The organism is Streptomyces sp. NPDC085944, from assembly GCF_040686295.1.
GTDB lineage: Bacteria > Actinomycetota > Actinomycetes > Streptomycetales > Streptomycetaceae > Streptomyces > Streptomyces salinarius.
In genome coordinates this window covers 140374-165998 of sequence record NZ_JBFBJX010000009.1, presented here as the reverse complement: position 1 = coordinate 165998, position 25625 = coordinate 140374, and the positions used below count along the sequence as shown (strand labels likewise).

Genomic DNA, 25625 nt, shown 5'->3' with positions numbered 1-25625 from the left:
TGTCGTCCGTCCTGCCCGGGTTCATTCTCCCACCCGTTGAGGACGAACACACGGGCCGGTCAGTTCGCGGTTCGGACGGTGATTTTGCCGTCACCGGACCGGGCGTCGACCACGTGCGCGCTGGCGTCGTCGGTGGGCACGGACACGTCGACCGCGCCGTCACCGGTGTCGGTGGACACCTTGTACGTGGCCCGGGGCAGTGAGATCGTCACGGAGCCGTCGCTCGTGCGGGACTCCACCTGGTCCGGGACGGTGCCGAGGTCGAGCCGGACCGAACCGTCGCCGGTGTGCGCCTTCACCTGCCGGGAGGAGACGGCGGCACGCACGGAACCGTCGTCGGTACGCAGCTCCAGCGGCCCGGAGGAGTCGGTGACGTGCACGGAGCCGTCGCCGGTACGGATGTTCAGCGCGTCCTCGAACCCGCTCGCCCGCACGCTGCCGTCCCCGTCCCTCACCTTCACGGCCACGCCGCGCGGCACCTCGATGCGGTGCTTGGCCGCACAGTTGGCGACCACGCCGGAGCAGTGCATCCGCAGCACCAGCCGGTCGCCGTCCATCTTCCAGGTCACCTCGGGTTCCGAACCGACGGCGACCGACCCGGAGAACCACCGGGTGACCTCGATCTTGCCGGACGCGTGGTCGTCGGAGGCGACGAGCTCCAGGGCGGAGTCGTCGGAGTCGACGGTGAGCGTACGGCCCGGGAGGGCGAACGACCGGTGCTCGGGGTCCTTGTCGTCCGCGGCGGAGGCGCAGGCACTCAGGCCCGCGACGAGAAAGGCGACGGCGCCGGCGGCGGCGAACGCGCGGACGGGAACGGTACGGGCAGGCATGACGGTCTCCCCCTGGAACGGACGACGAGGTGCCGCGCCCGGGCCTTCCGCGGTGGCGGACGCCCCCGTTCGGCGAGGCTCTTCGACGGTACGGAGGCCGGGCCCCCGCCGGGATCCGGGCCGCTACCGGATTCGGGGTGGGGTTAACCCCCCGGCCCCGTCCCCCCGGCCGGAGCACCGCCTGAACGCGTTTGCCGGGCAGCGCCCCGGGCCATGTAGGCTGTCGACTCGTCCTGGGTGCGTAGCTCAGGGGTAGAGCGCCTGCCTTACAAGCAGGATGTCGGCGGTTCGAAACCGTCCGCGCCCACCAGGACCGGCGCCGTACGTCGGTGCGAAGGCCCCCGGAGTTCTTCCGGGGGCCTTCCGCGTGCGGTCGTGCCGTCTCGCCGGGACGAGGCCCGTCAGAAGCGCAGGTCCGCGAGAAGCGCCGGGCGACGTTCCTCAGGCGGGCCCGGGCGGGGTGCGCGGGAGCGGGGCCTCATGGGCGCGTTTCAGTTCCGACCGGGCGCGCACTTGGTCGGGGCCGGTTATCTCCGACCAGTAGCGATGGGTGCTGACGAACACGGCCAGCTCGCGCTCGCGCTGCCGGAGCTTTTCGACCTCCGCCTGGTCGTCCGCGGACCAGCCGGGCGAGGCCGGGCGCTCGACCTTGCGCCAGCCGGTGTCGTCGCTGAACCCCTCCAGCGGTTCGACGGACCAGGGGAGTCTCTTCAGCAGGGCCGACAACTCGGCCCGGACCTGATGCAGTTCCTCCTGACCGGCGAGGAGGTCACTGGGGAAATCATAGGTCGTAGCCACGCTTCAATGATACGCCTGTTCGATTTTGAGGCGCGCGTTCCCTTCTGTGGTTCACGCGAACGGGTGGCGCCCCGGCCCGGGCCCACTGTCAGATCCCTGCCCTACCGTGAAGACATGGACAGCCTGGACGAGCGGACCGGAGTGGGAGGGCAGCGGGTGAGCCTGGTCCCCTGGGCCGAGCAGGACCTGTGGCTGCTGCACAGGCTCAACAGCCCGGAGATGACCGAACACCTGGGCGGCCCGGAGAGCGAGGAACAGCTCCTGGTCCGGCACAGACGGTACGTGGAGCCGGCGTCGGGGCGGATGTACCGGGTGACCCTGGCGGACGGCGGCGAGGCCGTCGGCTCCGTCGGATTCTGGCAGCGGACCTGGCGGGACACCGGGATCTGGGAGACCGGGTGGGGCGTGCTGCCGGAGTTCCAGGGGCGGGGGCTGGCCGTGCGGGCGGCCCGTGCCGTACGGGAGGCGGCTCGTGCGGCCGGGTCCCACCGGTATCTGCACGCGTTCCCGAGCGCCCACCACGCCGCCTCCAACGCGGTCTGCAGAGGGGCCGGGTTCACGCTGCTCGGGCAGGTCGACTTCGAGTATCCGAAGGGCCACTGGATCAGGTCGAACGACTGGCGCGTGGACCTGGAGAGGCAGGACTGACGTCATGTGCCGCAGCATCAAGACCCTGCGCCCGCCCGCGCTGGCCGAGGAGGCCACCGAGGACGAGATCAGGGCCGCAGCCCTTCAGTACGTCCGCAAGGTCTCCGGGTTCCGCGCGCCGGCCGCGCACAACCAGGAGGTCTTCGACCGTGCCGTCGAGGCCGTCGCCGAGGCCACGGCCGAGCTGCTGGACGGCCTGGAAATACGGGGAGGCGCCGGCACGCGACGGGCCTCCTGACGCCGCTCGGCGCTGCCGCGCGCGGGGCCTGCCGTTGCCGCAGACCCTCCCCGTACGGCGGCCTCTGCCGCGGTCTGCCCCTAGGAGGCCTCGGTCGCGCGCGGCTGGCGGCGCATGAGGTACGCGGCGCCCGCCCCCGCGCCGAAGAGCGCCACCAGCGACACTCCCGTCGCCAGCCAGGTCGCGCCCAGCCACTGGCCGCCGAAGTAGCCGAGGGCGACGCTGTAGGCGGCCCAGGCCAGCCCGGCGAGAGCCGACCAGGGGAGGAACTCGCGGATCCGGCGATGGGCCGCGCCGGCGACGAGTGAGACGACGGAGCGGCCGGCCGGGGCGAAGCGGGCCAGGACGACGAGGGAGCCGCCGCCGCGGGCGAGTGCGCCGCCGAGACGTTCCTGCGCGGTGGTCAGCCGCCGGGAACGGGCGATGGCGCGGTCCAGCCGTGCCCCGCCGCGCCAGGCGAGGCGGTAGACGGCCAGGTCACCGGCGACGGAGGCGGTCGCCGCGCAGAGCGTCAGGACGAGGATGTCGGGCACGTCCTGCGGAACCCGTCCCGCGGCCGCCGCGCCAGAACCGGCGGCCGCGGCCGTCGCCGCAGTGATCACCAGGACCCCGCTCGGCAGCACCGGCAGGAAGATGTCGAGGAGCACCGAGACGGCCACCAGCGCATAGATCCATGGGCTGCTGACCAGCGACCCGATGCTTCCCAGACTCTCGACCACCACTACTCCCCGATACTCCCCCGTGGGCCGGGCCATGCCGCGAGACGCGGGGACGGCAGGAGCGGCCAATGACAGCCATACAGCGTACGCCCGGGGTGTGACAGAGGGTTCACAGGGGGCTTGTGTGTTCAGTGCGGGACATTCACACCGCCGTCACCCGCGCCCGCCTCCGCCCGCCGTACGCACGGCAGCGGTGCCTCCGCTTCCGGGAGGCACCGCTGCCGCGAGTGCGGGGAGGGACTGCCGTGCGTGCGGGGAAGGGAAGCGCCGCGGCGGTCCGATCAGGCCGCGACCGGTGTCTGCCGCTCCGGGGTGGACTCCTCCGGCACGGAGGAGCGCCGGGAGAGGAGGCGGTCCAGGCCGAAGGCGCCGGAACCGGTGAAGGCGAGCAGCAGGAAGGCCCAGCAGAACATGGCGGGGGCCTCGCCGCCGTTCTCCAGCGGCCACAGGGCGCCGGGCTGGTGCACCTTGAAGTACGCGTAGGCCATCGAGCCGGAGCAGATGACCGCCGCCGGGCGGGTGCCGAGGCCCAGCAGGACGAGGCCGCCGCCGACCAGCTGGATCACGGCCGCGTACCAGCCGGGCCAGGTGCCCGCGTCGAGGGTGCCGCCCGACCCCGCGGCGCCGCCGAGGACGCCGAAGAGGGACGCGGCGCCGTGGCAGGCGAAGAGCAGGCTGACGACTATGCGGAACAAGCCGAGCACGTAGGGCTGGGCGGTGGCGCTTTCGAGGCGTCGGGGCATGGGGGGTTTGCTCCTCCGGTCGGCCGGCCGGGTGCGGCCGGTGGGGACGGAACCGAGTGGGCTGCCCACGTTAGGTGTGCCTAATGAGTACTTGCAAGTTCAACATTTAGCCATAGCTTAACGCGCGGTCACCGGCACCTCACCGCAGGCGGACCAGGTGGGAGCGCTCCCACGAGCGGCGCGCGCCCCGCCGATGTGACTCATTTCATACCCACCCGGCGTCTCGCTCACGCCGCCTCAGTCCGGCTGCGCGAGCTCCCGGTCCGTGATCACCCGCAGGACGTTCGCACCGTCACGGTTCGCCCGGGCCTGCTCCAGGCGCAGTCGCGCCGACCGGCCCCGCAGGGTCAGCGTCATGATCTGGTTGCCGAACCAGGGACCGCCGGTCCTGCGCCAGCTCACCGTCGGCGGGTCGCAGCGGCCGTGCCGGGCGATGCGCCGCCCGAGGGCACGCGCCGGTGCGCTCCAGCCGAAGCGGAAGCCGAGGCGGATCGAGAGCGGCACGGAGTTGTGGACGGGGGAGCAGGTCAGCTGGGCCACCCGCGCGTCGGGCGCACGACCGGGCCAGGACGGCTCAGCCACGTAGGCGTGGTGGACGTCGCCCGACAGCACGCTCACCGTCGCGGGTGCCCCCGGCCCCGTACCGGCCTCGGCGATCAGGTCGCCGAGCGCCGCGAAGGACGACGGGAACGCGGACCAGTGCTCCAGGTCGGCCCCGCGCCGGATCCGTTCCCCGAGCCGCGCCCAGCGCGCGCCCCGCTCGCCGCCGCAGATCGCCGAGTTCCACGCCTCCACGTCGTGCACCAGGTGGGGCAGCAGCCAGGGCAGGGAGGTGCCGATGAGCAGGTGGTCGTAGGCGCCACGCCCCGCACCCGTGTCTCCGTCCTTGACTCCGGCCCCGTCCCCTGGGCCGTCGGCGGCGCCCCGCCCGTCCATGATCTGCTCGTGCAGCCAGGCGGCCTCGCCGGGGTCGAGCATCGTGCGGCGGCCCTCCTCCAGGACGCGGGCCGCGCGGGAGTCCACCATCAGCAGCCGGGTACGGCCGAAGTCACGCCGGTAGCTCCAGCGGACGGAGGCCGGATCGGCGTCGGCCCGGGCCGCGAACGCCCGGAGCGCGGCGGTGCCGTCGGGGGTCTCGCGGACGGCCGCGTACAGCGGGTCGGTGGCCAGCTCGTCCGGGGAGAGGTTGCCCAGCTGCTGGTACACCCAGTACGACATCAGCCCGCTCAGCAGCCGCTCCTGCCACCAGTCGGTGGCCCGCATGTCGGCGAGCCAGGCGGCGGAGGTGTTCCAGTCGTCGATGACGTCGTGGTCGTCGAAGATCATGCAACTGGGCACGGTGGAGAGCAGCCAGCGCACCTCGGGGTCGAGCCATGATTCGTAGTAGAGGCGGGTGTACTCCTCGTAGTCGGCGACCTGGTCGCCGGGAGGCCGGTCCAGGTCGCGGCGGCCGGAGATCCAGTGGCGCGTGGCGTCGGAGACCTCGTCGGCGTAGACCTGGTCGCCGAGCAGGAGCAGTACGTCGGGGCGGGCGCCCCCGGGGTCGGCCGCGATGCGGGCGGAGAGGGTGTCCAGTGCGTCCGGGCCGACCGCATCCTTCCCGCCGGCCGGTGGCGCGGCCCAGCGGCAGGAGCCGAAGGCGACGCGCATGCCGTCGTCGTCCGTGGGCGTGGCGATCACCGAGGGCGGGAAGCGGGAGTCCGGCGGCGGCCACACGCTCGCGCCGTCGAGGAGCACCTCGTACTCCGTCGCCGTGCCCGGCGTCAGGCCGTCGACCGGGACCAGGGCGTAGTGGTGACCGGCGACCCGGAAGGTGTCGGCCGTCCCCCGGGCGCCGTCGGCGCACCGCACCTCGGCGGTGCAGGGGCCGCTCGTCTCGACCCAGACGGTCGCGCACGAACCGTCGGCGTACCTCAGCAGTGGGCCCAGGCGCAGTCCCGCCATGATGCTCCTCTCCTCCGTCGCCCCGTACGGTACGGAACGACGGAGGCCGGCGGGGAGGTTCCGTGCCGAACGGATGGCCGACGGATGTCGACGGAGGGTCGAACGGGCAGCGGAAGGAACGCCGGAGGGGACGGCGGGCGGGGCGTCAGCAGTTCGCGAGGTAGCCCTGCAGGGCGGACTTCTCCGCCGAGTCGACCGAGAGGTCGTAGTAGTACTTCACCTGCACCCAGGCGCGTACGTACGTGCAGCGGTAGGCGCTGCGCGAGGGCATCCACGTGGCCGGGTCCTGGTCGCCCTTGGACTGGTTGACGTTGTCGGTGACCGCGAGGAGCTGGGGCCGGGTGAGGTCGTTGGCGAAGGACTGCCGGCGCGAGGTGGTCCAGGAGTCGGCGCCGGAGTCCCAGGCCTCGGCGAGCGGTACGAGATGGTCGATGTCGACGTCGGAGGAGGCGGACCAGGTGGCGCCGTCGTAGGGGGAGTACCAGCTGCCGCCGGTGGCGGCGCAGGAGGAGTTGGTGACGACGTTCGTGCCGTCGCGCTTGAGGATCGTCTCGCGGGTGTTGCAGGTGCCCGACTGCGTGATCCAGTGCGGGAAGAGGTCGCGGTCGTAGCCGGTGCGGTCCTCGGTGGCCACCGTGAGGGAGGCCAGGTAGGTGCGGGCGGTGGCGGCGCTGACCGGCGTGGGGAGGGCGGCGGAGGCGGCCGGGCCGTTGAGGAGCCCGGCGGAGGCTATGAGCCCGGTGAGCGCCGCGAGGAAACCGAGCCGTCGACGCGCGTAGAACTTCGGCATGCGAACTCCCTGTGGGTGTGGGGGTGTTGGGACGCGAGCAGGGGAATGCTCGCGACGCCGCATGGCGCACAGGTGTGCGGTCGGTAAGAAGCTAATGACGTGTGCATGGCACGTCTAGGTGTGCGGCGGGACTCGTGACGGAACCCGGGGCGGAGGCCGGGGCGGAACTCGTGGCGGACGGCGCGGGAGCGGTCCCCGCATCCCGGCGGGGGACTTTCGGCCCTCGGGACCGTGTGCGGGTTCGCGTACTATGGACGGCGCAGAAGGGGAGTAGCTCTTCGCCGGACCGTCGACATACTGCTCAGCTCGTCTGAGCCGGCGCCCGGAGGCAGGCCTCGCAAGCGGGGCGGGCCAGCGAGACCTTCGGCAAGCAGTGCACGCCCGTGCCGTACGGCACGGGCGGATCCGTGTGCTGCCGTGCCGAGGTGTCGCGCGTCGCGGAAAGGATGAAGTCCGCGCAACCAGCACTCTCGGTGGGGTGGCCCCGACCGATTGAGGAATCTTGATCAGCCTGACCGTGACGGCGCTCGTCTTCGGTGTCGTCTTCCTCGCCGAACTGCCGGACAAGACCGCGCTCGCCGGCCTCGTCCTCGGCACCCGCTACCGCGCCTCGTACGTCTTCGCGGGCGTGGCCGCCGCCTTCCTCCTGCACGTCGTGCTCGCGGTCGCAGCCGGCAGCGTGCTGACCCTGCTGCCCCAGCAGCTCGTGCACGCGATCACCGGTGTGCTGTTCCTGGGCGGCGCCGCCGTGCTGCTGATGAAGAAGGACGACGAGGACGAGGAGATCCGCAAGCCGGAGGACCAGTCCTTCTGGAAGGTCGCCGGGGCGGGCTTCATGCTCATCCTGGTCGCCGAGTTCGGTGACCTGACGCAGATCATGACGGCGAACCTCGCCGCCCGCTACGACGACCCGCTCTCCGTCGGCCTCGGTGCGGTTCTCGCGCTGTGGGCGGTGGCCGGGCTCGGCATCGTCGGTGGAAAGGCCCTGATGAAGCGGGTGCCGCTGGGGCTGATCACGAAGATCGCGGCCGTACTCATGCTGGGCCTCGGCGTGTGGAGCCTGTGGGAGGCGATCGCCGGCTGAGCGGCGAGCACCGGGTTCCGGCGGTTCCGGCGGCGGGTGTCGGTGGCGCGAGCGCCGGTCCGTTTCGGGGCCGTCGGCGTGCGCCGGTGGCGCGAACCCCGGTCTGTTTTGTACCGTGGATGAACAAAGTGGCTCCCGCCCGTTCTCCCTGACCGGCGGGCGGGGCCGCCTTGTTCCCTCCCTGCGCCTTGGAGTCTGCCGATGACGGCCACCGCCACCACCGTTCTCCCCGCCCGCGCCCTGCTGCTCGACATGGACGGCACCCTCGTCAACTCGGACGCCGCCGTCGAACGCGTCTGGCGGCGCTGGGCCGACCGGCACGGGCTGGACGGCGACGAGGTGATGAAGGTCGTCCACGGACGGCAGGGTTACGCCTCGATGGCGATGCTGCTGCCGGACCGGCCCATGGAGCAGAACCACGCCGACAACGCGCGCATGCTCGCCGAGGAGACCGCCGACACCGAGGGCGTCGTCGCGATCCCCGGCGCGGCCCAGTTCCTCGCCTCGCTGCGCGGTCTGCCGCACGCCCTGGTGACCTCGGCCGACGTGGCCCTGTCCACCGCACGGATGGCCGCCGCCGGGCTCGCTCAGCCGGACGTCCGGGTCACCGCCGAGTCGGTCGGCGCCAGCAAGCCCGACCCCGAGGGCTTCCTCAAGGGCGCCGCCGAACTGGGCGTCGCCCCCGCCGACTGCGTCGCCTTCGAGGACTCCGGCGCCGGCATCGCGGCCGCGCGCGCCGCCGGCATGCGGGTCGTCGGGGTCGGGCCGCGTGCCGGGCTGCACCGACCGGACGTGGTCGTGGAGGATCTGACGCGGGTGCGTGTCGAGGCCGACGCGGACGGGTCGCTGCGGCTGCACATCGGCTGACCGTCGCCCGGGGCAGCCTTTGACGGCTCCGCCCACGGCTCTCGCTGCGCGGTGCCTCGCGCTCCGGCGCCCGCGCTGCGGCTCCCGGTCTACGGCTCTCGTCGAGAGTACGGCTCTCGTCGACCGGCTCTCGTTGCCCGGCTGCCGCGACTACGGCTGTCGTGGTTCCGACTCGAGCCTGCGGCGGGTGTCCGGGCCGTAGACGCCGACGCCGTCGGTGTAGATGCCGCGGTACCACTGGTAGTGGCGGACCGCGTCCTCGACCTGGCGGTTGAAGTTGCCGTTGAGGTCGCCCCGGTACATCTCCATCGCGGCCAGGCGCTGTTGCAGTTCCACGACCTCCGGACCCTGGTCGCCGCGCTGCAGCGTGGGGCCGCCGTCCGGGGTGAGGTCGTCGCCCTCGGACTCCTGCGAGGCGTCGGCGCCCGGCGCGGTCGTGCTCTGCGTCGGCTCCGCCGACCGGGACGGTGTGGGCGAGGCGCTCGACGCCGACGGGGACGGCGAGGCCGAGGCGCTCGCACTGGCCGAAGGGGAAGCGGACTCGGAGGGCGAGGCCGACGCGGAGGGCGTCGACGAGGCCGAGGAGGCGCTCGGTTCCGCGCTCGGCGAGGTCTCGCTCGTCGAGGCGTCCGGCACGCTCGCCCGCACCTCGTCCGGCATCGCCCCGTCCCGCGAAGGCGTGTCGTACGAGAACAGCCCGCCGGCGTATCCCGCGGCGCCGACCACGACCACGACCGCCCCGGCGGCGCTCAGCAGTACCCCCTTGCGGCGCCTGCGCGGAGGCCGCCCGGCGCCGCCCGCGCCCTGTGCGCCCTCCGTCCCCGGCGCCACCTGGGGGAGGGGCGCGGTGGCGGACGTGTCGAACAGTCGTAGGTCGTGTGCGCTGGGCAAGCCGGACGAGGGGGCGAGGGGCGTCGGCAGTGCGGAGGTCGCTTTCGCGCCGCCGCCGGGGGAACCGGCACCGTCATCGGCGCCGCCACTGCCCCCGGCGTCGCCCCCGCCGCCGGCGCCGCCCCCGCCGCCACCAGCGGCGGCGCCCGCACCGGCCTGGGCGCCCGCACCGGCGGTGGCACCCGTATCGGCCTGGGCACCCATACCCCCACCGGCGTCGACCGCGCGCAGCGTCATGGTGGCGTCCAGGTCGGACGAGGGCGCGGGCGCGGGCCGCTCACCGGACACGCCCGATGTACCGGGCAGGCCGGGCGTGCCAGACGTTTCAGTCGTACCGGATGTTCCAGTCGTACCGGACGCGCCGGGCGTACCCGACGCACCGGCTGTACCGGTCGCGGCGCCCGAGGGGCCCCCGGCCCCGTCCAGCTCGACGTACGGCCGTATGCGCAGCGGGTCGAAGTCCTCCGCCGCTGCCGCCTGGGCCGTGCGCGCGTCGCGCAGGGCGTCGGACGCCCTGGTGCCGCAGGCGCAGGACGGCGTGTTGTCCGCCGCTCTGGGCGTGCCGCACTCCGGGCACGAGGCCCTCGCGGGCCGCTCCTGCGGCGGCTCCTTCTCCTGCTTCACGCGTTCGTCCCTCCCCTCGCGACTCCCCTCGCGAACTTCAGAGATTATGCAGATCTTCTCCACACTTTCGCGCACACGCCCCCGGAATCCCGGCTTCCCGGAGGACTGAAACGGCCAAAACTGGTCACACCGACCTGGATGGGCAGTGGCCCGGACGGTTGGACGGGCTGTGCGCATCGACACCGTGAGCGGCATGACACCGTGGAGGTCCACATGGCCGGAGACGTGCGCGGGGCGACGGAGGCGGCACCGGAGCGGAGGCCGGGGGCGCCGGGGGAGCGGGAGCAGGTCGCCGGCGGTGTGCTCGTCTCCATCGGGGCCCTGCTGCTCGGCATGCTGCTCGCCGCGCTCGACCAGACCATCGTGTCGACGGCGCTGCCCACCATCGTGAGCGACCTGGGCGGCCTGGAGCACCTGTCCTGGGTGGTCACCGCGTACCTCCTGGCGGCGACCGCCGCGACACCGCTGTGGGGCAAGCTCGGCGACCAGTACGGGCGCAAGAGGCTGTTCCAGCTGGCGATCGGGATCTTCCTGGTCGGTTCCGCGCTGTGCGGCATCGCGCAGGGCATGGGCCAGCTGATCGCCTTCCGCGCTCTGCAAGGGCTGGGCGGCGGCGGGCTGATGGTGCTGTCGATGGCGATCGTCGGCGACCTGGTCCCGCCCCGCGAACGAGGCCGCTACCAGGGGCTGTTCGGCGCCGTCTTCGGCGCGACCAGCGTGCTCGGGCCGCTGCTCGGCGGGGTCTTCACCGAGCACCTCAGCTGGCGCTGGGTCTTCTACATCAACCTGCCCATCGGCATCGTCGCCCTGGCCGTCATCGCGGCGGTCCTGCACATCCCGCGCCGCACCACCCGGCACGTCATCGACTATCTCGGCACCCTCCTCATCGCCTCCGTCGCCACCTGTCTGGTCCTGGTGGCCTCGCTCGGCGGCACGACCTGGGCCTGGGGCTCCCCGCAGATCATCGGGCTCGCGGTGCTGGCGGTGGTACTGGCCGTGCTCTTCGTGGCCGTGGAGCGCGGGGCGGCCGAGCCCGTCCTGCCGCTCAAGCTCTTCCGCGTCCGCACCTTCACGCTCTCCGCCGTCATCAGCTTCGTCATCGGCTTCGCGATGTTCGGCGCGATGACGTACCTGCCGACGTTCCTGCAGGTCGTGCGCGGCGTCACCCCCACCATGTCCGGTGTGTACATGCTGCCGATGGTGTTCGGCCTGCTGCTGTCGTCGACCCTCTCCGGGCAGATCGTCAGCCGTACCGGCCGCTGGAAGGTGTTCCCCGTCTCGGGCACCGCCGTCACCACCCTCGGCCTGCTCCTGCTGCACCGGCTCGACGAGAACAGCGCCACCGCCGAGGTGAGCGCCTACTTCTTCGTCTTCGGCCTGGGACTCGGCCTGGTGATGCAGGTGCTCGTCCTCATCGTGCAGAATGCCGTCGCCTACGAGGACCTGGGCGTCGCCACCTCCGGCGCGACCTTCTTCCGGTCCATCGGCGCCTCGTTCGGCGTGGCGATCTTCGGCACGATCTTCGCGAGCCGCCTCGCCGACCAGCTCACCGACGCCTTCCGGGGCGCCGCCCTGCCGCCCGGCGTCTCCGTGGACACCCTCAAGGCCGACCCGCGCGGCATCGGCGCCCTGCCGCCCGCGCTGCGCCCCGAGGCGATCCACGCCTACGCCTCCTCCATCACCGACGTCTTCCTGTACGCCGCTCCCGTCGCCCTGGTCGCCTTCCTCCTGGCCTGGTTCCTCAAGGAGGACCGGCTGCGCGGCTCGGTCACGGCCCCGGACGCCACCCAGACCCTCGCCAGCAACCCGGTGGAACGCTCCTCGCACGACGAGGTGTGCCGCGCCCTGTCGGTCCTCGGCACCCGGGAGGGCCGCCGGGAGATCTACCGCCGGATCACCGACCGGGCGGGCTACGACCTGCTGCCCGCGTCGAGCTGGATCCTGCTGCGGGTCAGGAAGTACGGCCGGGTCGAGCCGGCCCAGCTCGCCGAGCGCAGCCCCGTACCGCTGGCCACCGTGATGGCGGCCGCCCGCCAGGTGGAGGAACGCCACTTGGCCGTTCGGGAGGGCCCCGACCTGGTTCTCACCGGCCGGGGGCGCGAGGTCGCCGAACGGCTGGCGCTGGCCCGCGAGGACTCCCTCGCCGAGCTGCTCGGCGACTGGTGGGGCCCGGACCGCCCGACCGACCTGGTGCAGCTCGTGCACGAGCTGACCGGCGAGCTGTGCGGCTCGGAGCGGGAGCGCCCGCACGACCGGCACGCCGGGCGCAAGGGGCGCGAGGCGCAGGAGGGGCGTACGCCCGCGCGGGCCGGTTGACCACCGTGAGCCGTCAGCTGTGAGCCGTCAGCCGTCAGCCGTCAGCCGTCAGCCGTCAGCCGTGGGCCTTCGGGAGCCGCCGTCAGCGTGCAGCGGCTTGGCGAACCAGTGCTCGGCGTACGGATCCTCCTTGTACGCCTCGGTCTCGGTGTAGCCCAGGCGCGCGTACAGGGCGCGGGCCTCCACGAGGTCGCCGCGTGTGTCCAGGACGACGCGCTCGGCCCCGAGCGTGCGCGCCACGTCCTCGGCGGCCCGCACGAGCAGCGCGGCGCCGCCCCGGCCGCGCATCCCGGCGTACAGGAACACCCGGGTCAGCTCGGCGGTCGCGTCGTCCAGCAGCCGCACGCCCGAGGTGCCGGCCGGTTCACCGTCGTAGCGCGCGACCAACAGCCCTCCCCGGGGCGGTGCGAGGTCGGAGCCGGAGTACGCGGCGATCTCCCGCTCCAGCTCGTCGGGGTCGGTGGAGTGCCCCTCGTACAACCGGTACCAGCGGTCGCTCACCTCCGTGTAGTACGCGCGCCACAGGGCGGCGGCGACGGGGGAGTCGTACGGTTCCGGGGCGACGGTCCAGGTCATGACGGGCATGGTCGGCAGGGACCGGTGGACGGAGCAAGCGTATTTTCCCAGCGGTGCGCCGTCGGCGCACGCCGGGCACCGTTTGAGCGCGGCCTCGGGGGCAACACGAACGGCGAACCGGCCGCTCGGAGAGCCGGCAGGCCGAAACCCGGAAGGCATTCATGTCCACAGGCGTGATCATCGCTTTGATCGTGGTCGTCGCGGTCGTGCTCGTCGTCGCGGCCGTCCTTGCCCTGCGCGCACGGGGAACCCGGCACGGCGGAGGCCTGAAGCGGCGCTTCGGGCCCGAGTACGACCTGGCCGTCGCCCGGCACGACGGCGACACCAAGGCCGCCGAACGCGAACTGACCGAACGGCTGCGGCGGCACGGGTCGTTGCGCACGCGGTCCCTGGAACCCGCCGAGCGCGAGCGCTTCGAGGCGCGCTGGACCGCGGCCCAGGAACGCTTCGTCGACTCCCCGCGCGAGGCGGTCGCCGAGGCGGACCGGCTCCTCGCGGAACTCGCCGGTGTCCGGGGCTTCCCGGACGGCGGGCAGTACGAGGAGCAGCTCACGGCGCTGTCCGTGCACCACCCCCACCATGTCGAGGGCTACCGCCGCGTGCACCGTGCGACGCACGCGCGCGTGGACGACGCGCGGGACGGCGGCGCTACGGAGACGGAGGAGATGCGTGCGTCCATGGTCGAGGCCCGCGCGCTGTTCGAGGCCCTGATGCGCCCGGCCCGCCACGACGGCCGTGACGGGCGGGGGCGGGCCCCGGAAGCCCGCGCCGGCGAACCGGCCCCGGCGGCCCGGGCGCCCCACGCGTGGTCGCTCGGCAAGCGTCGACCGAAGGAGAGCTGAGGTCATGTCCGACACGACAGGCAAGCCCGGCACCGCCGCCGGACACGACACCGCCTCCGGCCGCGACGTCAACGCCGTCCGCGGCGACGTCCACGCCGAGCGCGGCGTCGATTCCGCCCCTGGCACGAGCCCGGGTTCCGGCACCACGGCCGACGCCCGCACCGTGGCCGATCGTGGCACCACGGCCGACCGCGGCGTCACGGCCGCCCCGGGCACCCCGGCCGCCCCCGGCACTGCGCCCGATGCCCGCACTGCTGCGGCCGATCCCGGCCCTACGTCCGATGCCCGCACTGCGGCCGGTCTCGGTACTCGGCCCGATGCCCGCACTGCGGCCGATCCGGGCACCGCGGTCGCCCCGGCCGCCCCCGCCGGGGCCGCCCCCGGGCCCGCTTCCCCGGCGACGCCCCCGAAGCCCTCTCCGGCGGCGGACCGGCCACTCCTCCCGCCGACCGACTCGGACCGGCTCGGTGAGCGGCTGCACCACGCGCTGGCCGGGTTCGTCGACGCGCCGCGTGCCTCCGTCGAGGAGGCCGACCGGGTGCTGGAGGAGATCACCGCCCGCTTCACGGAGGCCGTGACGCACCGCCGTCGATCCCTGCGCGCCTCCTGGCGGGAGCCCGGCGAGGGCGGCGGCGCGCCCGGTACGGACACCGAGCAACTCCGCCTGGCGCTGCGGGACTACCGCGAACTGGCGGGCCGTCTGATGCGCCTGTGACCGACAGGCGTCACATCACCGCTCCGCCCCGTCCGCCCGGCCCTCCCGCCACTGCCGTACGACCTCTTCGACGTCGTAGGGCTTCAGACCCAGCGGGGGGCCGGGCGGCGGCTTGAACATGACCTCGCGGATCTTGACGTTGATCTCCTCGACGATGCGCCGGACCACCCGCTCCGACGGGGCCTTCGCCGCCGCCTCCAGAGCGTCCTCCGCCTCCTTGCGCAGGGCCAGCGTGGGCGGCAGCACGGAGAAGCCCTCGCGGGCCATCTTCCGTTTGACCCACCACAGTTCGTCGTAGGTGCTGTCCATCTCGCTCGGCAGGGGCTTGCCCGCGCCGGGCAGCTCGGCGAACTCGCCGCGCGACTCCGCGTCTCGAATCTGTTTGTCGACCCAGGACTCGAAGTCGACGCCGGGTGGCTTTCGCTCGGTCATGAACCCAGTGTGCCGGACACCGCTCCCCGGGTCGATCTATCATGCGGCGGCGACAAGCCGACGGACCTCGAAGGAGCGCACGTGCTCGAACTCACCATGGCCACCGTCACCGCGGCGGACGCGGGCGCCACGGCCGGTATGCAGATGGCCGACGCGCCCAGCGAGCCGGACTCGGTGCTGCGGGTGGGCCGGGACAGGTCCGTGTGCCGGCTGGCGACGCCGGACGACTGGCTGTTCGTCTCCCGGGTCCACCTGGAGTTCCGCTGCGGAGACGACGGCACCTGGCGGCTGAGCTGGCTGCGCGGCTCGCAGCCGGACCCCTCCAGCGAGGTCCGGCTGACCATCGGCGAACACCCGCAGTCCCTGCCGTACGGCGGCACGGTGCCGCTGCCCAGGGGCGGCAGCGGCGAGGTCGTGGTCCAGGACCGCGCGGAGCCGCGCAGCGTCAACGTCGGCTTCTACCACGAGGTCTAGCGGGCCCGGCGGCCTCAGGCCAGCACGCGGGCCAGTGCGAACCCGTCGTACCCCTTGACGCCGACCGTCTGGACCGCGGTGCCGCTGAGCCGCGGGTGGCTGCCGATCAGCTCGATGGCGGCGCGGGTGCCGCGCACGTCGTCGGCGGTGTCTTGGGCGTCGGCCACCCGGCCGCCGCGGACCACGTTGTCGATGACGATCAGGCCGCCGGTGCTGGTGAGTTTGAGGGCCCACTCGAGGTAGTGCGGGTTGTTGCCCTTGTCCGCGTCGATGAAGACCAGGTCGAAGGGCGGCGGGTTCTCGTCGGCGAGCTTCGGCAGGGACTCCAGGGCGGGGCCCACGCGCACGTCGACGAGGGCGTCGAGGCCGGCGCGGGCGATGTTGCGGACGGCGACCTCCGCGTGCCGGGCGCTGTACTCCAGGGTGACCAGGCGGCCGTCGGAGGGCAGGGCGCGGGCCAGCCAGATGGTGCTGTAGCCGCCGAGGGTGCCGATCTCCAGCACGGTGCGGGCGCCCTGGATCTGGGCGAGCAGCTGCAGGAGCTTGCCCTGGTTGGCGGCGACGTTCACCGGGGGCAGCCCGGCGGCGTCGCTCTCCCTGCGGGCGGCCGCCAGGGCGTCGTCGTCCGCCGCGAGGTGGGTGATGAAGTAGCCGTCGACGTCGTCCCAGAGCTGCGACTCGCTCATGCCGTGTGCACCCCGTGTCTCCCGTTCGCTCTACTTAGCCGTTCTAAGTAGGTGCGCTAACGAATATTAGACGCGGGGTGCGGGCGCCGCAGGGTTTTTCACCGGTGTGTTCCGGGGGCGGAGGTCTCCACCGCGGGCGCCGAGCCCGGCAGCGGCCGGCCCGCCGACTCCGTCATGAACCACACCGCCACGCCGCCGACCACGGCCGCGGCCATCATGTAGTAGGCGGGCATCATCATGTTGCCCGTCGCCCCGATCAGCGCCGTCACCACCAGCGGCGTCGTCCCGCCGAACAGGGACACCGAGACGTTGAAGCCGATCGACAGCGAGCCGTAGCGCACCCGCGTCGGGAACAGCGCGGGCAGCGCCGACGGCATCGACGCCGTGAAGCAGACCAGCAGCAGGCCCAGCGCGCCCATGCCCAGGGCCACCGCGAGCAGGCTGCCCTCGCGGATCAGCAGCACCGCCGGGACGGACAGCAGCAGGAAGCCCGCGCAGCCCGCCGCGATCAGCGGCCGCCGCCCGACGCGGTCGGTCAGCGCGCCCGCGAACGGCTGGACGACCATCATCAGCGCCATCACGCCCAGCACCACGAGCAGCCCGTGGGTCTCGTCGTACTTCAGCTCGCTGGTCAGGTAGCTCGGCATGTACGACAGCAGCATGTAGTCGGTGACGTTGAAGACCAGGACCAGGCCGACGCAGAGCAGCAGTGCCCGCCACTGCCCGGAGACCATCTCGCGCAGCGGCACCTTCACCCGCGCCGTCTCCGCCTTCTCCACCTCGGCCGCGAACGCCGGGGTCTCCTCCAGGCGCATCCGCAGGTACAGGCCGACGATGCCCATCGGGCCCGCGATCAGGAAGGGGATGCGCCAGCCCCAGGACGTCAGGTCGCCGTCCGACAGCAGCGCCGTCATCAGCGTCACCAGACCGGCGCCCCCGATGTACCCGGCGAGCGTGCCGAACTCCAGCCAGCTCCCCAGGAAGCCGCGCCGCCTGTCCGGCGCGTACTCGGCGATGAAGGTGGACGCGCCCGCGTACTCACCGCCGGTCGAGAACCCCTGCACCAGCCGCGCGGCCAGCAGCAGCACCGGCGCCCAGACGCCGATCGTCGCGTACGACGGGATCAGCCCGATGGCGAACGTGCCCGCCGCCATCATGATCATCGTCACGGCGAGCACCTTCTGCCGCCCGACCCGGTCGCCGAGCGGTCCGAAGACCATGCCGCCCAGCGGCCGCACCAGGAACGCCGCCGCGAAGGCGCCGAACGTGGAGAGCAGCTGCGCGGTCGGGTTGCCCGACGGGAAGAAGACCTTGCCGAGCGTCACGGCGATGTAGCTGTAGACGCCGAAGTCGAACCACTCCATCGCGTTGCCCAGCGCCGCCGCCTTGACGGCACGCCGGACGAGCGCGGGATCGGCGGCGGTGGGCGCGCCCGCGGTACGCGGGACGGACGCGGGGGCCGTGCGGGACGGGGCACGGGAGGACGGAGCGGCAACGGGGGCGGCCGACAAAACTACGCTCGCCTGCTTTCGACGGGGACGGGGACGGGGACGGAGGCGCGGGGAACGCCGGGACCCGTACGGCGGCGCTGTCGCCGGGCCGGAAAGAGCCCGAGACGCTCGGCCACGGGCAGAAAAGCGACCATAGGCGGTGATGCGCCGCTTACGCCCGGTATGCTGTTCGTTGCACTGTGCACCAAAATCGCGTACACGCAGGGGACATGCGCGCGCCGCGCGCCGTTCCTGTGGCCGCGAGCTGTGATCCTTCTCGCTCCCGGGAATCCACCCGAGTCGAAAAGCGGGCGGCTGTCAGGTTGAGTGGGGGGTGCCCGCGTCTTCCACCGGGGACGGTGCGAGCCTCATAGGGTTCGCAGGGACGACACACGGCGTGCACGAGGACGGCACGTACGGTACGTACGGACGGTACGAACGGGGCGGGAGGCCGACGAGGCGTGGCGAATGCGGAGCACAGTGGGCGACCAGCGGAGTCCTTCGGAGCCACGGCCGTCGACGCGACCAGAGCACGGCTGCGCCTCGCACGCCTGGGTCTGTGGCTGATCACCGCCGTCCTGGCCGTGCGCCAGGTGACCGCGGTGCTCGGCACCCCGCGCGGGGAACGCCTGACAGACCTGGAGACCTGGGTCGGCGAGCACGGCGTCCTGCACGTGGAGGGATCGCTCTACGACTCCACGCAGTTCACCGGCACGCCGTTCGTCGGCCTGGTCCTCAAACCCTTCACCCGCGCCGCCGAGCAGGCCCTCGGCTGGGGCTGGACCTTCGGCTCGCTGCTGCTGGTCGTCGCCCTCGGCCTGGTCGCCGCCCGCGCCCTGCCCCAGCCCGTCGGACGCCGTACGGCGCTGCTGGCGGCGCCGGTCGCCATCAGCCTGCTGATGCTGTCCCTGCCGGTGCGCAACGCGTTCTGGCTCGGCCAGACCAGCATCATCCCGGTCCTCCTCGTCCTGCTGGGCTGCTTCGCCGTGCGCGGGGCCCAGGGCGACCGGCTGGGCGGTGTGCTCATCGGTGTCGCCGCCGCCTTCCAGCCGACCGTGCTCCTCTTCGTCCCCCTGCTGTGGTTCACCGACCGCAGACGCGCCGCCGTGTCCACCGGGATCACGTTCGTCGGCTGCACCGCCGTGGCCTGGGTGGCCATGGCGCAGGACTCCTACACGTACTGGGTGCACCACATGGCCGGCGTCGGCCTGGGCGGCGCGGCCGACGACCTCGCCAACCAGTCGCTGCACGGCGTCCTGCTCCGCCTCGGCCTGAGCGGCCCCCTGGAGATCGCCCTCTTCCTCGCGCTCGGTGCCGCCGTCGCCGTCCTCGCCCTGCGCCGCGCCGTGCGCTACGCCCGCGACGGCCAGCTGCTGCTCGCGGTCGCCGTCACCGGCTGCGCGGCCGTCGTCGTCTCCCCGGCCACCTGGCAGCACCAGCTGCTGTGGGTGCTGCCCGCGGTCGTCGGCCGGGTCGGCAAGCGGGCCTCCGACCGGTACGTGTGGCCGGTCGCCGTCGTCCTGGTGATGACGCTGCCCGCGAAGATGATGCTGCCGAACATGGAGGCGCTGTACCCGCTGCGCGACAACGTCGTGCTGCTCGCCGCGCTGGCCGCCGCCGTCGCCGTGCCCTTCCTGCCGCGCACGTCGCCCTACTTCGAGAACCCGACCCCGACCGCCTACGCGCCACCGGTCCCGGCCCGCTTCACACACGTCCCGCTGCTGCCCTTCCTGCGCCGGGTCCTCACCCGCCCCAACCTCCTCCTCGAACTGCTCCTCATCCGGGTCACCTACGCCGCCTACTCCCAGGTCCGCCTCGCGGCGACCGGCGGCAGCAACTCGGCGGGCCGGGCGCGCGCCGAGGAGCACGGCACGCAGATCCTCGACCTCGAGCGCTTCCTGCACATCGACATCGAGCACACGATCAACCACGCGGTGGTCGGTGTCGGCTGGCTGCGGGACTTCTTCGACTTCTACTACACGTCGTTCCACTTCATCGTCCCGCTGACCGTCCTCGGCGTCCTGTACTGGCGCCGCCCGGTCGACTACCGCTGGGCCCGCGCCTCCCTCGGCTTCGCCACCCTGCTGGCCCTGGTCGGCTTCTGGCTCTACCCGCTGGCCCCGCCGCGGCTGATGCCGGGGCTCGGGATCATCGACACGGTGCACGGCGTCCAGGACTTCTCCAAGCCGGACTACGGCACGCTGACCCACCTCACCAACCAGTACGCGGCGATGCCGTCGCTGCACTTCGGCTGGTCGCTGTGGTGCGGGGTGGCGATCGCGATCATCGCGCCGAGGACGTGGATGAAGGCCCTGGGCCTGCTCCACCCGCTGTTCACCGTCTCCGCGATCGTGGCGACCGGCAATCACTGGGTCCTGGACGCGGTGGGCGGGGCGGCCGTGGTGGCGGCGGGCTTCGGGCTGACGTACTGGTTCCAGGGCCCGCGGGCCAGGGCGGCGGTGACGGCGGGGACGGCGGCAGCCGCCTCCCGGCCGCAGCCCGCACCCGATTCCGGCCCCGCACCCGATTCCGGCCCCGCACCCGATTCCGGCCCCGAGTCCCGGCCCGAGCCCGGTGTCAGCAGTGGCCCCCCGACCCCGGTGAAGAACCGTACCGAGAGCTGATCCGGTACTCGCCCGGCGCCTCGACCGTCAGCCGGGTGAACTCGCCGTCCTGCGCCAGGCACCCGCCGTCGCTGCGCAGCCACGGCGACCAGGCGACCCGCACGGTCACCGCGCCGGGCCGCGCCACGCGCAGCACGAGGTCGGCGGGGCCGGTGGACACGACGGTGCCGGGCGCGGAGACGAGCGGTACGGCGTCCCGCACCCGGTAGACCTGCCAGTGCGCGTCCCGCCACACGGGCTCCAGCCACCCGGGCCGCAGCTCCGGGTCCCGGACCAGCTTCGCCTCGGCCCGCGCGGGGCCGTCCGGTCTGCCGAGCGGGGCGACGACGAAGCCGACCGCCCAGCGGTCCAGCCACTCCCGGTAGGTGGCGGCGGAGAAGGTGCCGTCGTAGAAGAGACGCCCGCGTTCCACGTCCAGCTGCCGGTTCCAGCCGCGGGCCAGGTTCACGTGCGGGGCGAGCAGGGTGGCCTCGCGGTGATTGCGGGCGGGCACCACCTCCACCCGCGTCCGGTCGGCACCGAGTCCCTCCAGCGCGGCCACGACACCGTCCGTCTCGGCGGCCCAGGCGGGCACGACGGTGGACACCCGCAGATCGGAGACGGTCTTGCCGCCCACCCACCACACGGAGTAGACGAGCGCGACGGCCAGCAGCCCCCGCGTGAGCCGCCGCACCCGGTCCGCGGTGAGCGCGGGCGGGGCGGTGAGCAGCGCCGCCAGCAGCACGGCGGGCGCGAACAGCTCCGCGAACCGCTCGACGTTCGTGCCGACCGGGGAGGCGATCAGATACGTCAGCACGGTCCCGAGCGCGTAGACGGCCCCGCTCCACCGGGCCACCCGCCAGGTGCGCGGGGCCAGCACGGTGACGGCGAGGCCGAGCACGACCGGCGGCCAGATGCGGCCGGCCGGCATGGGCTGCTCCCCCGTGAACGGGAAGAACAGCGTCGTCAGCCCGACGACGGCGGCCGGGGGTATGAGCAGCACGAGGGCGCGTCCCCAGTCCCGTACGAGCAGGAACGCGGCCCCCACGACGGCCAGGAACAGGCCGGCCACCGGCGAGGCCGTCGTCGCCAGCGCCGCGTACCCGGCGCCGAGCCACAGCCGCCGCTCCCGCACCAGCGGTACGCAGGCCGCCAGCGCGAGGGCGACGCCGAGCGCGAAGGTGGTCCGGCCCGAGGCGACGTCGCACCACAGCGCGAGGGAGGCGAGCAGCGCGGGCCACCCGGGCCGGCGCACGCCGCTCCGCACCATCAGCACGGCGGCGAGCCAGGAGGCGGCGAGCCCGGACACCACCGTGACGGTGCGCACGCCGAACAGTGCCATCAAGTACGGCGAGACGACGCTGTAGTTGGCGGTGTGCATCCCGCCGTACCAGAACAGCCCGTACGCCGAACCCCCGTGGTGCGAGGCGAAGTCGGCCCACGCCTCCTGCGCGGCCAGGTCCCCGCCGCCCGTGGCGAGAAACGCCCACCACACCGCGTACAGCGGAATGGTGGGCAGGGTCGCGAGCAGCGGCACGCGATGCCGGCGCCCGAAGGCGCGCAGTGCGTTACCCGGACGTCCGTCCCGGCGCTGTTCGGGCCGAGGGACGGTGAGTTCGGCAGGGGCCACGGTCGGGGTTTCCGTTCGAGGTCATCGGGCGTGCCCGGAGTGGACACACGTGCGAAGACGATAAATCGAACAGAAACGTTGGCCCGGACCGGGTCCGGCGCGCGCTCCCGCTCCGGCTCAGACGGTGCCGGAACCGGCCCCCTTGCCGGGGGTCCAGTCCCAGTCCACGATCTTCTCGGCGAGCTTCGGCAGCCTGTCGTCACCGGGCTTGACGTCGATGTAGAACAGCGCCTCGTCCGGGTGCTTGTCGTCGCCGCCCCAGCGGACCACGCCGCCGCACTCCGCGAGGATGTCCCGGATCGCCGTCAACTGCTGCGGGAAGAAGCCGCCCCGCACTCCCGACGGGTAGGAAGCGGGCCGGATCTGGACCGCCGTACCGGACGCCTGGTTCGACTCGGCCATGCCCTTGCGGACCGTGGAGGGGTGGCGCCAGCCGGTCACGTCGCCGCGGCGCAGTTCGTCGACCTCGTAGTGGAAGCGGCGGATCACGTGGACCAGCACGGTTTCGACGTCGCCCATGCGTAGCTGGACGCCGTCGACCGGAAGGCCCGGTACGGGTCTGGTGTAGACGTGCCCGCGGTTGTCGGCGGTCTTCTCCATCTCCCATCCGTTGCGGGACGGGACGCCGCTCAGGACGCGCTTGTTGCGCTCCTGCGCCTTGCGCACCGACTCGCGGAGCTTGTCGGGCTCCGGACCGGCCGGCCGCGCGAGGGCGGGGGAGGACAGCACCTGGGAGCCGACGGCGGCCCCGGCGGCCAGGAAGGCGGCACGGCGCAGGACGTGGCGGCGGGACAGGGGGGTGGTCACGTGTGGGTGCCCTTCTTGTGGTGTGCGATGACGAGCCAGGTCAGGACGAGCGCGCAGATGCCGAGCAGCAGGGTCGCGGGGTTGAGATAGGACGGGACGACCGCCTCGGTCACCCGGCCGTCACCGGTGCGGCAGCCGAAGTGCAGCGGCACGAAGGTCGGTTCGTAGCCGGTGACCCTGCCGTCGACGGCCTTCGCACAGGCCTCGGCCTGGGCGTGGTCGTCGAAGAAGAACAGGTGGAGCAGCCCCCAGGTGTACATCCCGACCGCCGCGTCCCAGGCCAGTACGGCCGCCGGACCGAGGAGAGTCGTGCCCCTCCGGCGGGCCCGCACCAGGCCGGTGACCGCACGGACCGTGAGCCACACCACGGCGACGAGACCGGCCAGCAGCAACAGCAGCAGGACGGCACCCTCGTGCTCGGCGTAGGGCTGGTCGCCTGACATGTGCCGTACTCCTGTCAGAGGTTGCGGGAGATGGAGTTGTACTTCTCCATCACGTAGTAGAGCCCCATTCTCTTCTTGGCCTCCTCGTAGGCGACGTCGCCGGGACCCTGGTAGCGGCGCAGGACCTCGTAGATCTCCTGGTCCGTGTAGCCCAGGGTGGGCTGGCGCAGGGCCGGTGAGTCGTCGTCGCCGCCGGGCTTGCCGTCGATGTCCCAGCGGTGGATCAGCGCGACGCTGGTCAGGGCGTACGTCTCGCTGTCGTACGCCTGCTTCCACGCGTTGTACTTGTCCTCGTCCACCGACACGTCCCGGCGCGGCTGACCCGACCCGTACCCCTTGTCCAGCGCGTGGTTCCAGGCGCCGATGAGAGTGACGGCGCGCTGCTTGGCGATGCCGGTGGAGGTGTCCCGGATGTACTGCCGGGTCGTGTTGAAGGCCAGGATGACCGCGGCCCAGGCCGCCTCGTCGTCCGGGGAGATGTGCCGCATCTCCCAGTAGGCGGTGGTCTGGATCAGCGCCTTGCGCATGTTGTGCCGGTTCGACAGCTCCGTGATCAGGTCGTCGTGCGCGGTGACGGTGCGCTCGAAGCACTTCCAGTGCTGGTACGACCGCAGGCCCCCGTCGAGGGGGAAGCCGAGGGACTCCATGTACTTGCCGACGTCGGTCTCCATGGCCGTCGTGACGTCGGGGCTGAGACGGGTGTCCGGCTTGACGCCGCGCGGCGGGTCGAAGGACCCCTGACCGCTGTCCCGCCCGGAGGCGATGTCGACGTCGATGTTGATGGAACCGCTGCCGGAGCCGACGGTCTTGGTGACGATCTGGTCGTAGGCCCAGTTCGTCGGCAGCGGGTAACCGAAGTTCCCGGAGAACCCGGAGGACATGTCGGACACGAACGACGCCGAGGCGTGCCCGGCGTCGGACACGCGCGTGCACACGTTGCGCGGGCCGTAGACGCCGACCGTGTACCGGTTGCCGTCGTCGCGCATCGCGTCCTCGATGCCCTTGAAGTGCGGCAGGACACTGTCGGTGACCTCGTAGTCGTACGCGTCGAAGTCGACGGCGAAGAAGATCCTGGTCCCGGACTTGAACCCGTGGTCGAGGGCCGCGTTGATCGCGGCCTGGCCCGCGGCGCGCCCCAGCGGATAGCTGAAGTCGCTCGCGCCCCGGCCGAAGGTCTGGTAGATCGGGAAGCAGCGCATGCCCTCGTCGGCGATGGTCTGCAGCTCCCCGGACTGGATCTCCTTCTCGGGCACCGTGCCGCCGCCCGGGACCGGGTTGGTGAGGTAGCGCCCCACGATCGTGATCCCCTCCGCCTTGAGGGCCTTGGCCCGGTCGGGGGTGATCCGGGTGACGCCGTCACAGGCGGAGCCCTTGCGGTCCTGGTCGCCGTACGACACCAGCAGCGACGCCCAGGTGGAGAAGTCGCCCAGCCCCGTCACCGGGAGCTTGGCGAACGACTGGAACGAGCGGACGGCGTCGGCGAGCGCCGAGGTGAAGGTGCCGCCGAACGACACCGGCCGCGCGTTGAGCAGCATGCCCGCGGTGAAGAGCTGCACCCAGGTGCCGGACGACCCCACCGACAGCGTGTGCGCCTTGATCCCGGACTTGGTGCCCGGCCCGAAGTTGCCGTTGGCCACGCCGTCGGCCATGCCGATCGTGTACTGCACCGCGTAGAGCATGGCCGTGGCGACGGTCCGGGAGTGGTGTCCGTCGCAGGGCACGATGTAGAAGTCCCGGCGGTTGACGAACTCGCCGTTCATCCACTGCTGGACGGCCCGGATCTGCTCGGAACCGCCGTTGACGGTGACGTACGGGTCCATGTTCAGCAGGCCCTTGAAGACCTTCGGGACCACGTCACTGCCGGGGTAGGCGAAGTCGACACCCATGTCCGACTTCAGCGACAGCACCGAGGTCTGGACCCGCTCGCTGTACGTCCCGTCGATGCCGCCGCCGTCGTACCCCTTGCAGTACAGGCCGGCCTGCACGATCCGGACGATGTTCTCGGGGGCGCCCGAGGCGTGGATGTTCGGGTACTTCGACTGGAGCGTGGAGAGCGTCGTGGGGCCGAAGTTGTTCGACAGGCCGGAGATGCCCAGCTCGTACTGGAGCGCCCGGGTCAGGGCGTACATCACGGTCCAGCTCGTCTGGCCGTTCTCGTCGAGCCGCGATATGCCCAGCTTGGCGCCGTCGTCATACGTGGTGTTGATGAACTGCTGCGCTGCGCGCACCATCTCGTCAGCCATGGGCCGGCTTCCTCTCGGACGGAGGGCGCCGCCACCCGAGCCCGAGCGAGGCCGCGCTCGACCGGCGCGGGTCGGGCAGAGGTGGTGCGTGCCCGCCGCGGTCGTGTGTCAGGGGGTGACCTGTTGCGAGTGCCTGAGGCGCACACACTTTAGGCACACGAAGATCACAGGGCCCAGGGTTCTGCTCATGGT

The 25625-nt window shown here is 72.6% G+C and carries 24 protein-coding genes and 1 tRNA gene; 10 read left to right on the top strand and 15 right to left on the bottom strand.

What is annotated here, in order from left to right:
- Window positions 1–59: 59 nt before the first annotated feature.
- Window positions 60–830: a DUF4097 family beta strand repeat-containing protein gene (locus AB0P07_RS19760; RefSeq protein ID WP_365552252.1), complete on the bottom strand. Its 771-nt coding sequence runs from the start codon at window positions 828–830 to the stop codon at window positions 60–62.
- Between the two features lie 235 nt (window positions 831–1065).
- On the opposite strand from AB0P07_RS19760, the gene AB0P07_RS19755 reads away from it, so the two are divergent.
- A tRNA-Val gene (locus AB0P07_RS19755) sits at window positions 1066–1140 on the top strand.
- Between the two features lie 131 nt (window positions 1141–1271).
- On the opposite strand, the gene AB0P07_RS19750 is transcribed toward AB0P07_RS19755, so the two are convergent.
- Complete coding sequence (locus AB0P07_RS19750) at window positions 1272–1628, bottom strand: hypothetical protein (protein WP_365552250.1); 357 nt, start codon at window positions 1626–1628, stop codon at window positions 1272–1274.
- Between the two features lie 114 nt (window positions 1629–1742).
- Between AB0P07_RS19750 and AB0P07_RS19745 the strand changes: the two genes are divergently transcribed.
- Both AB0P07_RS19745 and AB0P07_RS19740 read left to right on the top strand, forming a co-directional pair.
- Window positions 1743–2276: a GNAT family N-acetyltransferase gene (locus tag AB0P07_RS19745; protein WP_365552248.1), complete on the top strand. Its 534-nt coding sequence runs from the start codon at window positions 1743–1745 to the stop codon at window positions 2274–2276.
- A 4-nt stretch (window positions 2277–2280) separates the two neighbouring features.
- Window positions 2281–2514 (top strand): DUF2277 domain-containing protein, encoded by a 234-nt coding sequence (locus AB0P07_RS19740; protein WP_125632022.1) that lies wholly within the window; start codon window positions 2281–2283, stop codon window positions 2512–2514.
- Between the two features lie 80 nt (window positions 2515–2594).
- Here AB0P07_RS19740 and AB0P07_RS19735 read toward each other — a convergent pair whose 3' ends face one another.
- The 4 genes from AB0P07_RS19735 to AB0P07_RS19720 form a co-directional block, all read right to left on the bottom strand.
- Window positions 2595–3269, bottom strand: a complete 675-nt coding sequence (locus AB0P07_RS19735; protein ID WP_365552246.1) for a VTT domain-containing protein — start codon at window positions 3267–3269, stop codon at window positions 2595–2597.
- Window positions 3270–3514: 245 nt separating this feature from the next.
- A complete protein-coding gene (locus AB0P07_RS19730; protein WP_365552244.1) occupies window positions 3515–3976 on the bottom strand; it encodes a DoxX family protein in 462 nt (153 codons plus the stop codon).
- A gap of 237 nt (window positions 3977–4213) precedes the next feature.
- On the bottom strand, window positions 4214–5920 hold the full coding sequence (locus tag AB0P07_RS19725; protein ID WP_365552242.1) for an alkaline phosphatase D family protein: 1707 nt from the start codon (window positions 5918–5920) through the stop codon (window positions 4214–4216).
- Between the two features lie 145 nt (window positions 5921–6065).
- Window positions 6066–6710 carry an HNH endonuclease family protein gene (locus AB0P07_RS19720; RefSeq protein ID WP_365552240.1) on the bottom strand — a complete coding sequence of 215 codons (645 nt, stop codon included), beginning with the start codon at window positions 6708–6710 and terminating at the stop codon, window positions 6066–6068.
- A 502-nt stretch (window positions 6711–7212) separates the two neighbouring features.
- Between AB0P07_RS19720 and AB0P07_RS19715 the strand changes: the two genes are divergently transcribed.
- Both AB0P07_RS19715 and AB0P07_RS19710 read left to right on the top strand, forming a co-directional pair.
- The gene (locus tag AB0P07_RS19715) at window positions 7213–7794 is read left to right on the top strand and encodes a TMEM165/GDT1 family protein (RefSeq protein ID WP_003976457.1); all 582 of its coding nucleotides are present in this window, start codon (window positions 7213–7215) and stop codon (window positions 7792–7794) included.
- Between the two features lie 201 nt (window positions 7795–7995).
- Window positions 7996–8661, top strand: coding sequence for an HAD-IA family hydrolase (locus AB0P07_RS19710; RefSeq protein ID WP_365552237.1), 666 nt, complete (start codon window positions 7996–7998; stop codon window positions 8659–8661).
- Window positions 8662–8811: 150 nt separating this feature from the next.
- On the opposite strand, the gene AB0P07_RS19705 is transcribed toward AB0P07_RS19710, so the two are convergent.
- On the bottom strand, window positions 8812–10176 hold the full coding sequence (locus tag AB0P07_RS19705) for a peptidoglycan-binding domain-containing protein (protein WP_365552235.1): 1365 nt from the start codon (window positions 10174–10176) through the stop codon (window positions 8812–8814).
- Window positions 10177–10389: 213 nt separating this feature from the next.
- On the opposite strand from AB0P07_RS19705, the gene AB0P07_RS19700 reads away from it, so the two are divergent.
- The gene (locus tag AB0P07_RS19700) at window positions 10390–12492 is read left to right on the top strand and encodes an MFS transporter (RefSeq protein WP_365552233.1); all 2103 of its coding nucleotides are present in this window, start codon (window positions 10390–10392) and stop codon (window positions 12490–12492) included.
- A 48-nt stretch (window positions 12493–12540) separates the two neighbouring features.
- Here AB0P07_RS19700 and AB0P07_RS19695 read toward each other — a convergent pair whose 3' ends face one another.
- Complete coding sequence (locus tag AB0P07_RS19695; protein ID WP_365552232.1) at window positions 12541–13068, bottom strand: GNAT family N-acetyltransferase; 528 nt, start codon at window positions 13066–13068, stop codon at window positions 12541–12543.
- A gap of 161 nt (window positions 13069–13229) precedes the next feature.
- Between AB0P07_RS19695 and AB0P07_RS19690 the strand changes: the two genes are divergently transcribed.
- Window positions 13230–13910, top strand: a complete 681-nt coding sequence (locus AB0P07_RS19690; protein WP_365552230.1) for a hypothetical protein — start codon at window positions 13230–13232, stop codon at window positions 13908–13910.
- A 4-nt stretch (window positions 13911–13914) separates the two neighbouring features.
- Complete coding sequence (locus tag AB0P07_RS19685) at window positions 13915–14625, top strand: hypothetical protein (RefSeq protein WP_365552228.1); 711 nt, start codon at window positions 13915–13917, stop codon at window positions 14623–14625.
- Window positions 14626–14640: 15 nt separating this feature from the next.
- Here AB0P07_RS19685 and AB0P07_RS19680 read toward each other — a convergent pair whose 3' ends face one another.
- The gene (locus AB0P07_RS19680) at window positions 14641–15057 is read right to left on the bottom strand and encodes a DUF1992 domain-containing protein (protein ID WP_315978411.1); all 417 of its coding nucleotides are present in this window, start codon (window positions 15055–15057) and stop codon (window positions 14641–14643) included.
- 81 nt (window positions 15058–15138) lie between these two features.
- Between AB0P07_RS19680 and AB0P07_RS19675 the strand changes: the two genes are divergently transcribed.
- A complete protein-coding gene (locus tag AB0P07_RS19675; RefSeq protein WP_365552226.1) occupies window positions 15139–15531 on the top strand; it encodes a hypothetical protein in 393 nt (130 codons plus the stop codon).
- A 14-nt stretch (window positions 15532–15545) separates the two neighbouring features.
- Here AB0P07_RS19675 and AB0P07_RS19670 read toward each other — a convergent pair whose 3' ends face one another.
- The gene (locus AB0P07_RS19670) at window positions 15546–16217 is read right to left on the bottom strand and encodes an O-methyltransferase (RefSeq protein ID WP_365552224.1); all 672 of its coding nucleotides are present in this window, start codon (window positions 16215–16217) and stop codon (window positions 15546–15548) included.
- 98 nt (window positions 16218–16315) lie between these two features.
- The gene (gene proP, locus AB0P07_RS19665; RefSeq protein ID WP_365552222.1) at window positions 16316–17728 is read right to left on the bottom strand and encodes a glycine betaine/L-proline transporter ProP; all 1413 of its coding nucleotides are present in this window, start codon (window positions 17726–17728) and stop codon (window positions 16316–16318) included.
- A 440-nt stretch (window positions 17729–18168) separates the two neighbouring features.
- On the opposite strand from proP, the gene AB0P07_RS19660 reads away from it, so the two are divergent.
- Window positions 18169–20331, top strand: a complete 2163-nt coding sequence (locus tag AB0P07_RS19660; RefSeq protein ID WP_365552220.1) for a bifunctional glycosyltransferase 87/phosphatase PAP2 family protein — start codon at window positions 18169–18171, stop codon at window positions 20329–20331.
- On the opposite strand, the gene AB0P07_RS19655 is transcribed toward AB0P07_RS19660, so the two are convergent.
- From AB0P07_RS19655 to AB0P07_RS19640, 4 genes are all read right to left on the bottom strand, one after another.
- Window positions 20285–21940 carry a hypothetical protein gene (locus AB0P07_RS19655; RefSeq protein ID WP_365552218.1) on the bottom strand — a complete coding sequence of 552 codons (1656 nt, stop codon included), beginning with the start codon at window positions 21938–21940 and terminating at the stop codon, window positions 20285–20287. The genes AB0P07_RS19660 and AB0P07_RS19655 overlap by 47 nt on opposite strands.
- Window positions 21941–22057: 117 nt before the next feature.
- A complete protein-coding gene (locus tag AB0P07_RS19650) occupies window positions 22058–22747 on the bottom strand; it encodes a hypothetical protein (RefSeq protein ID WP_365552216.1) in 690 nt (229 codons plus the stop codon).
- Window positions 22744–23190 carry a hypothetical protein gene (locus AB0P07_RS19645; protein ID WP_053638996.1) on the bottom strand — a complete coding sequence of 149 codons (447 nt, stop codon included), beginning with the start codon at window positions 23188–23190 and terminating at the stop codon, window positions 22744–22746. Before AB0P07_RS19645 ends, AB0P07_RS19650 begins: the two co-directional genes overlap by 4 nt.
- A 14-nt stretch (window positions 23191–23204) precedes the next feature.
- Window positions 23205–25433, bottom strand: a complete 2229-nt coding sequence (locus AB0P07_RS19640) for a glycoside hydrolase domain-containing protein (RefSeq protein ID WP_365552214.1) — start codon at window positions 25431–25433, stop codon at window positions 23205–23207.
- Window positions 25434–25625 lie beyond the last annotated feature (192 nt).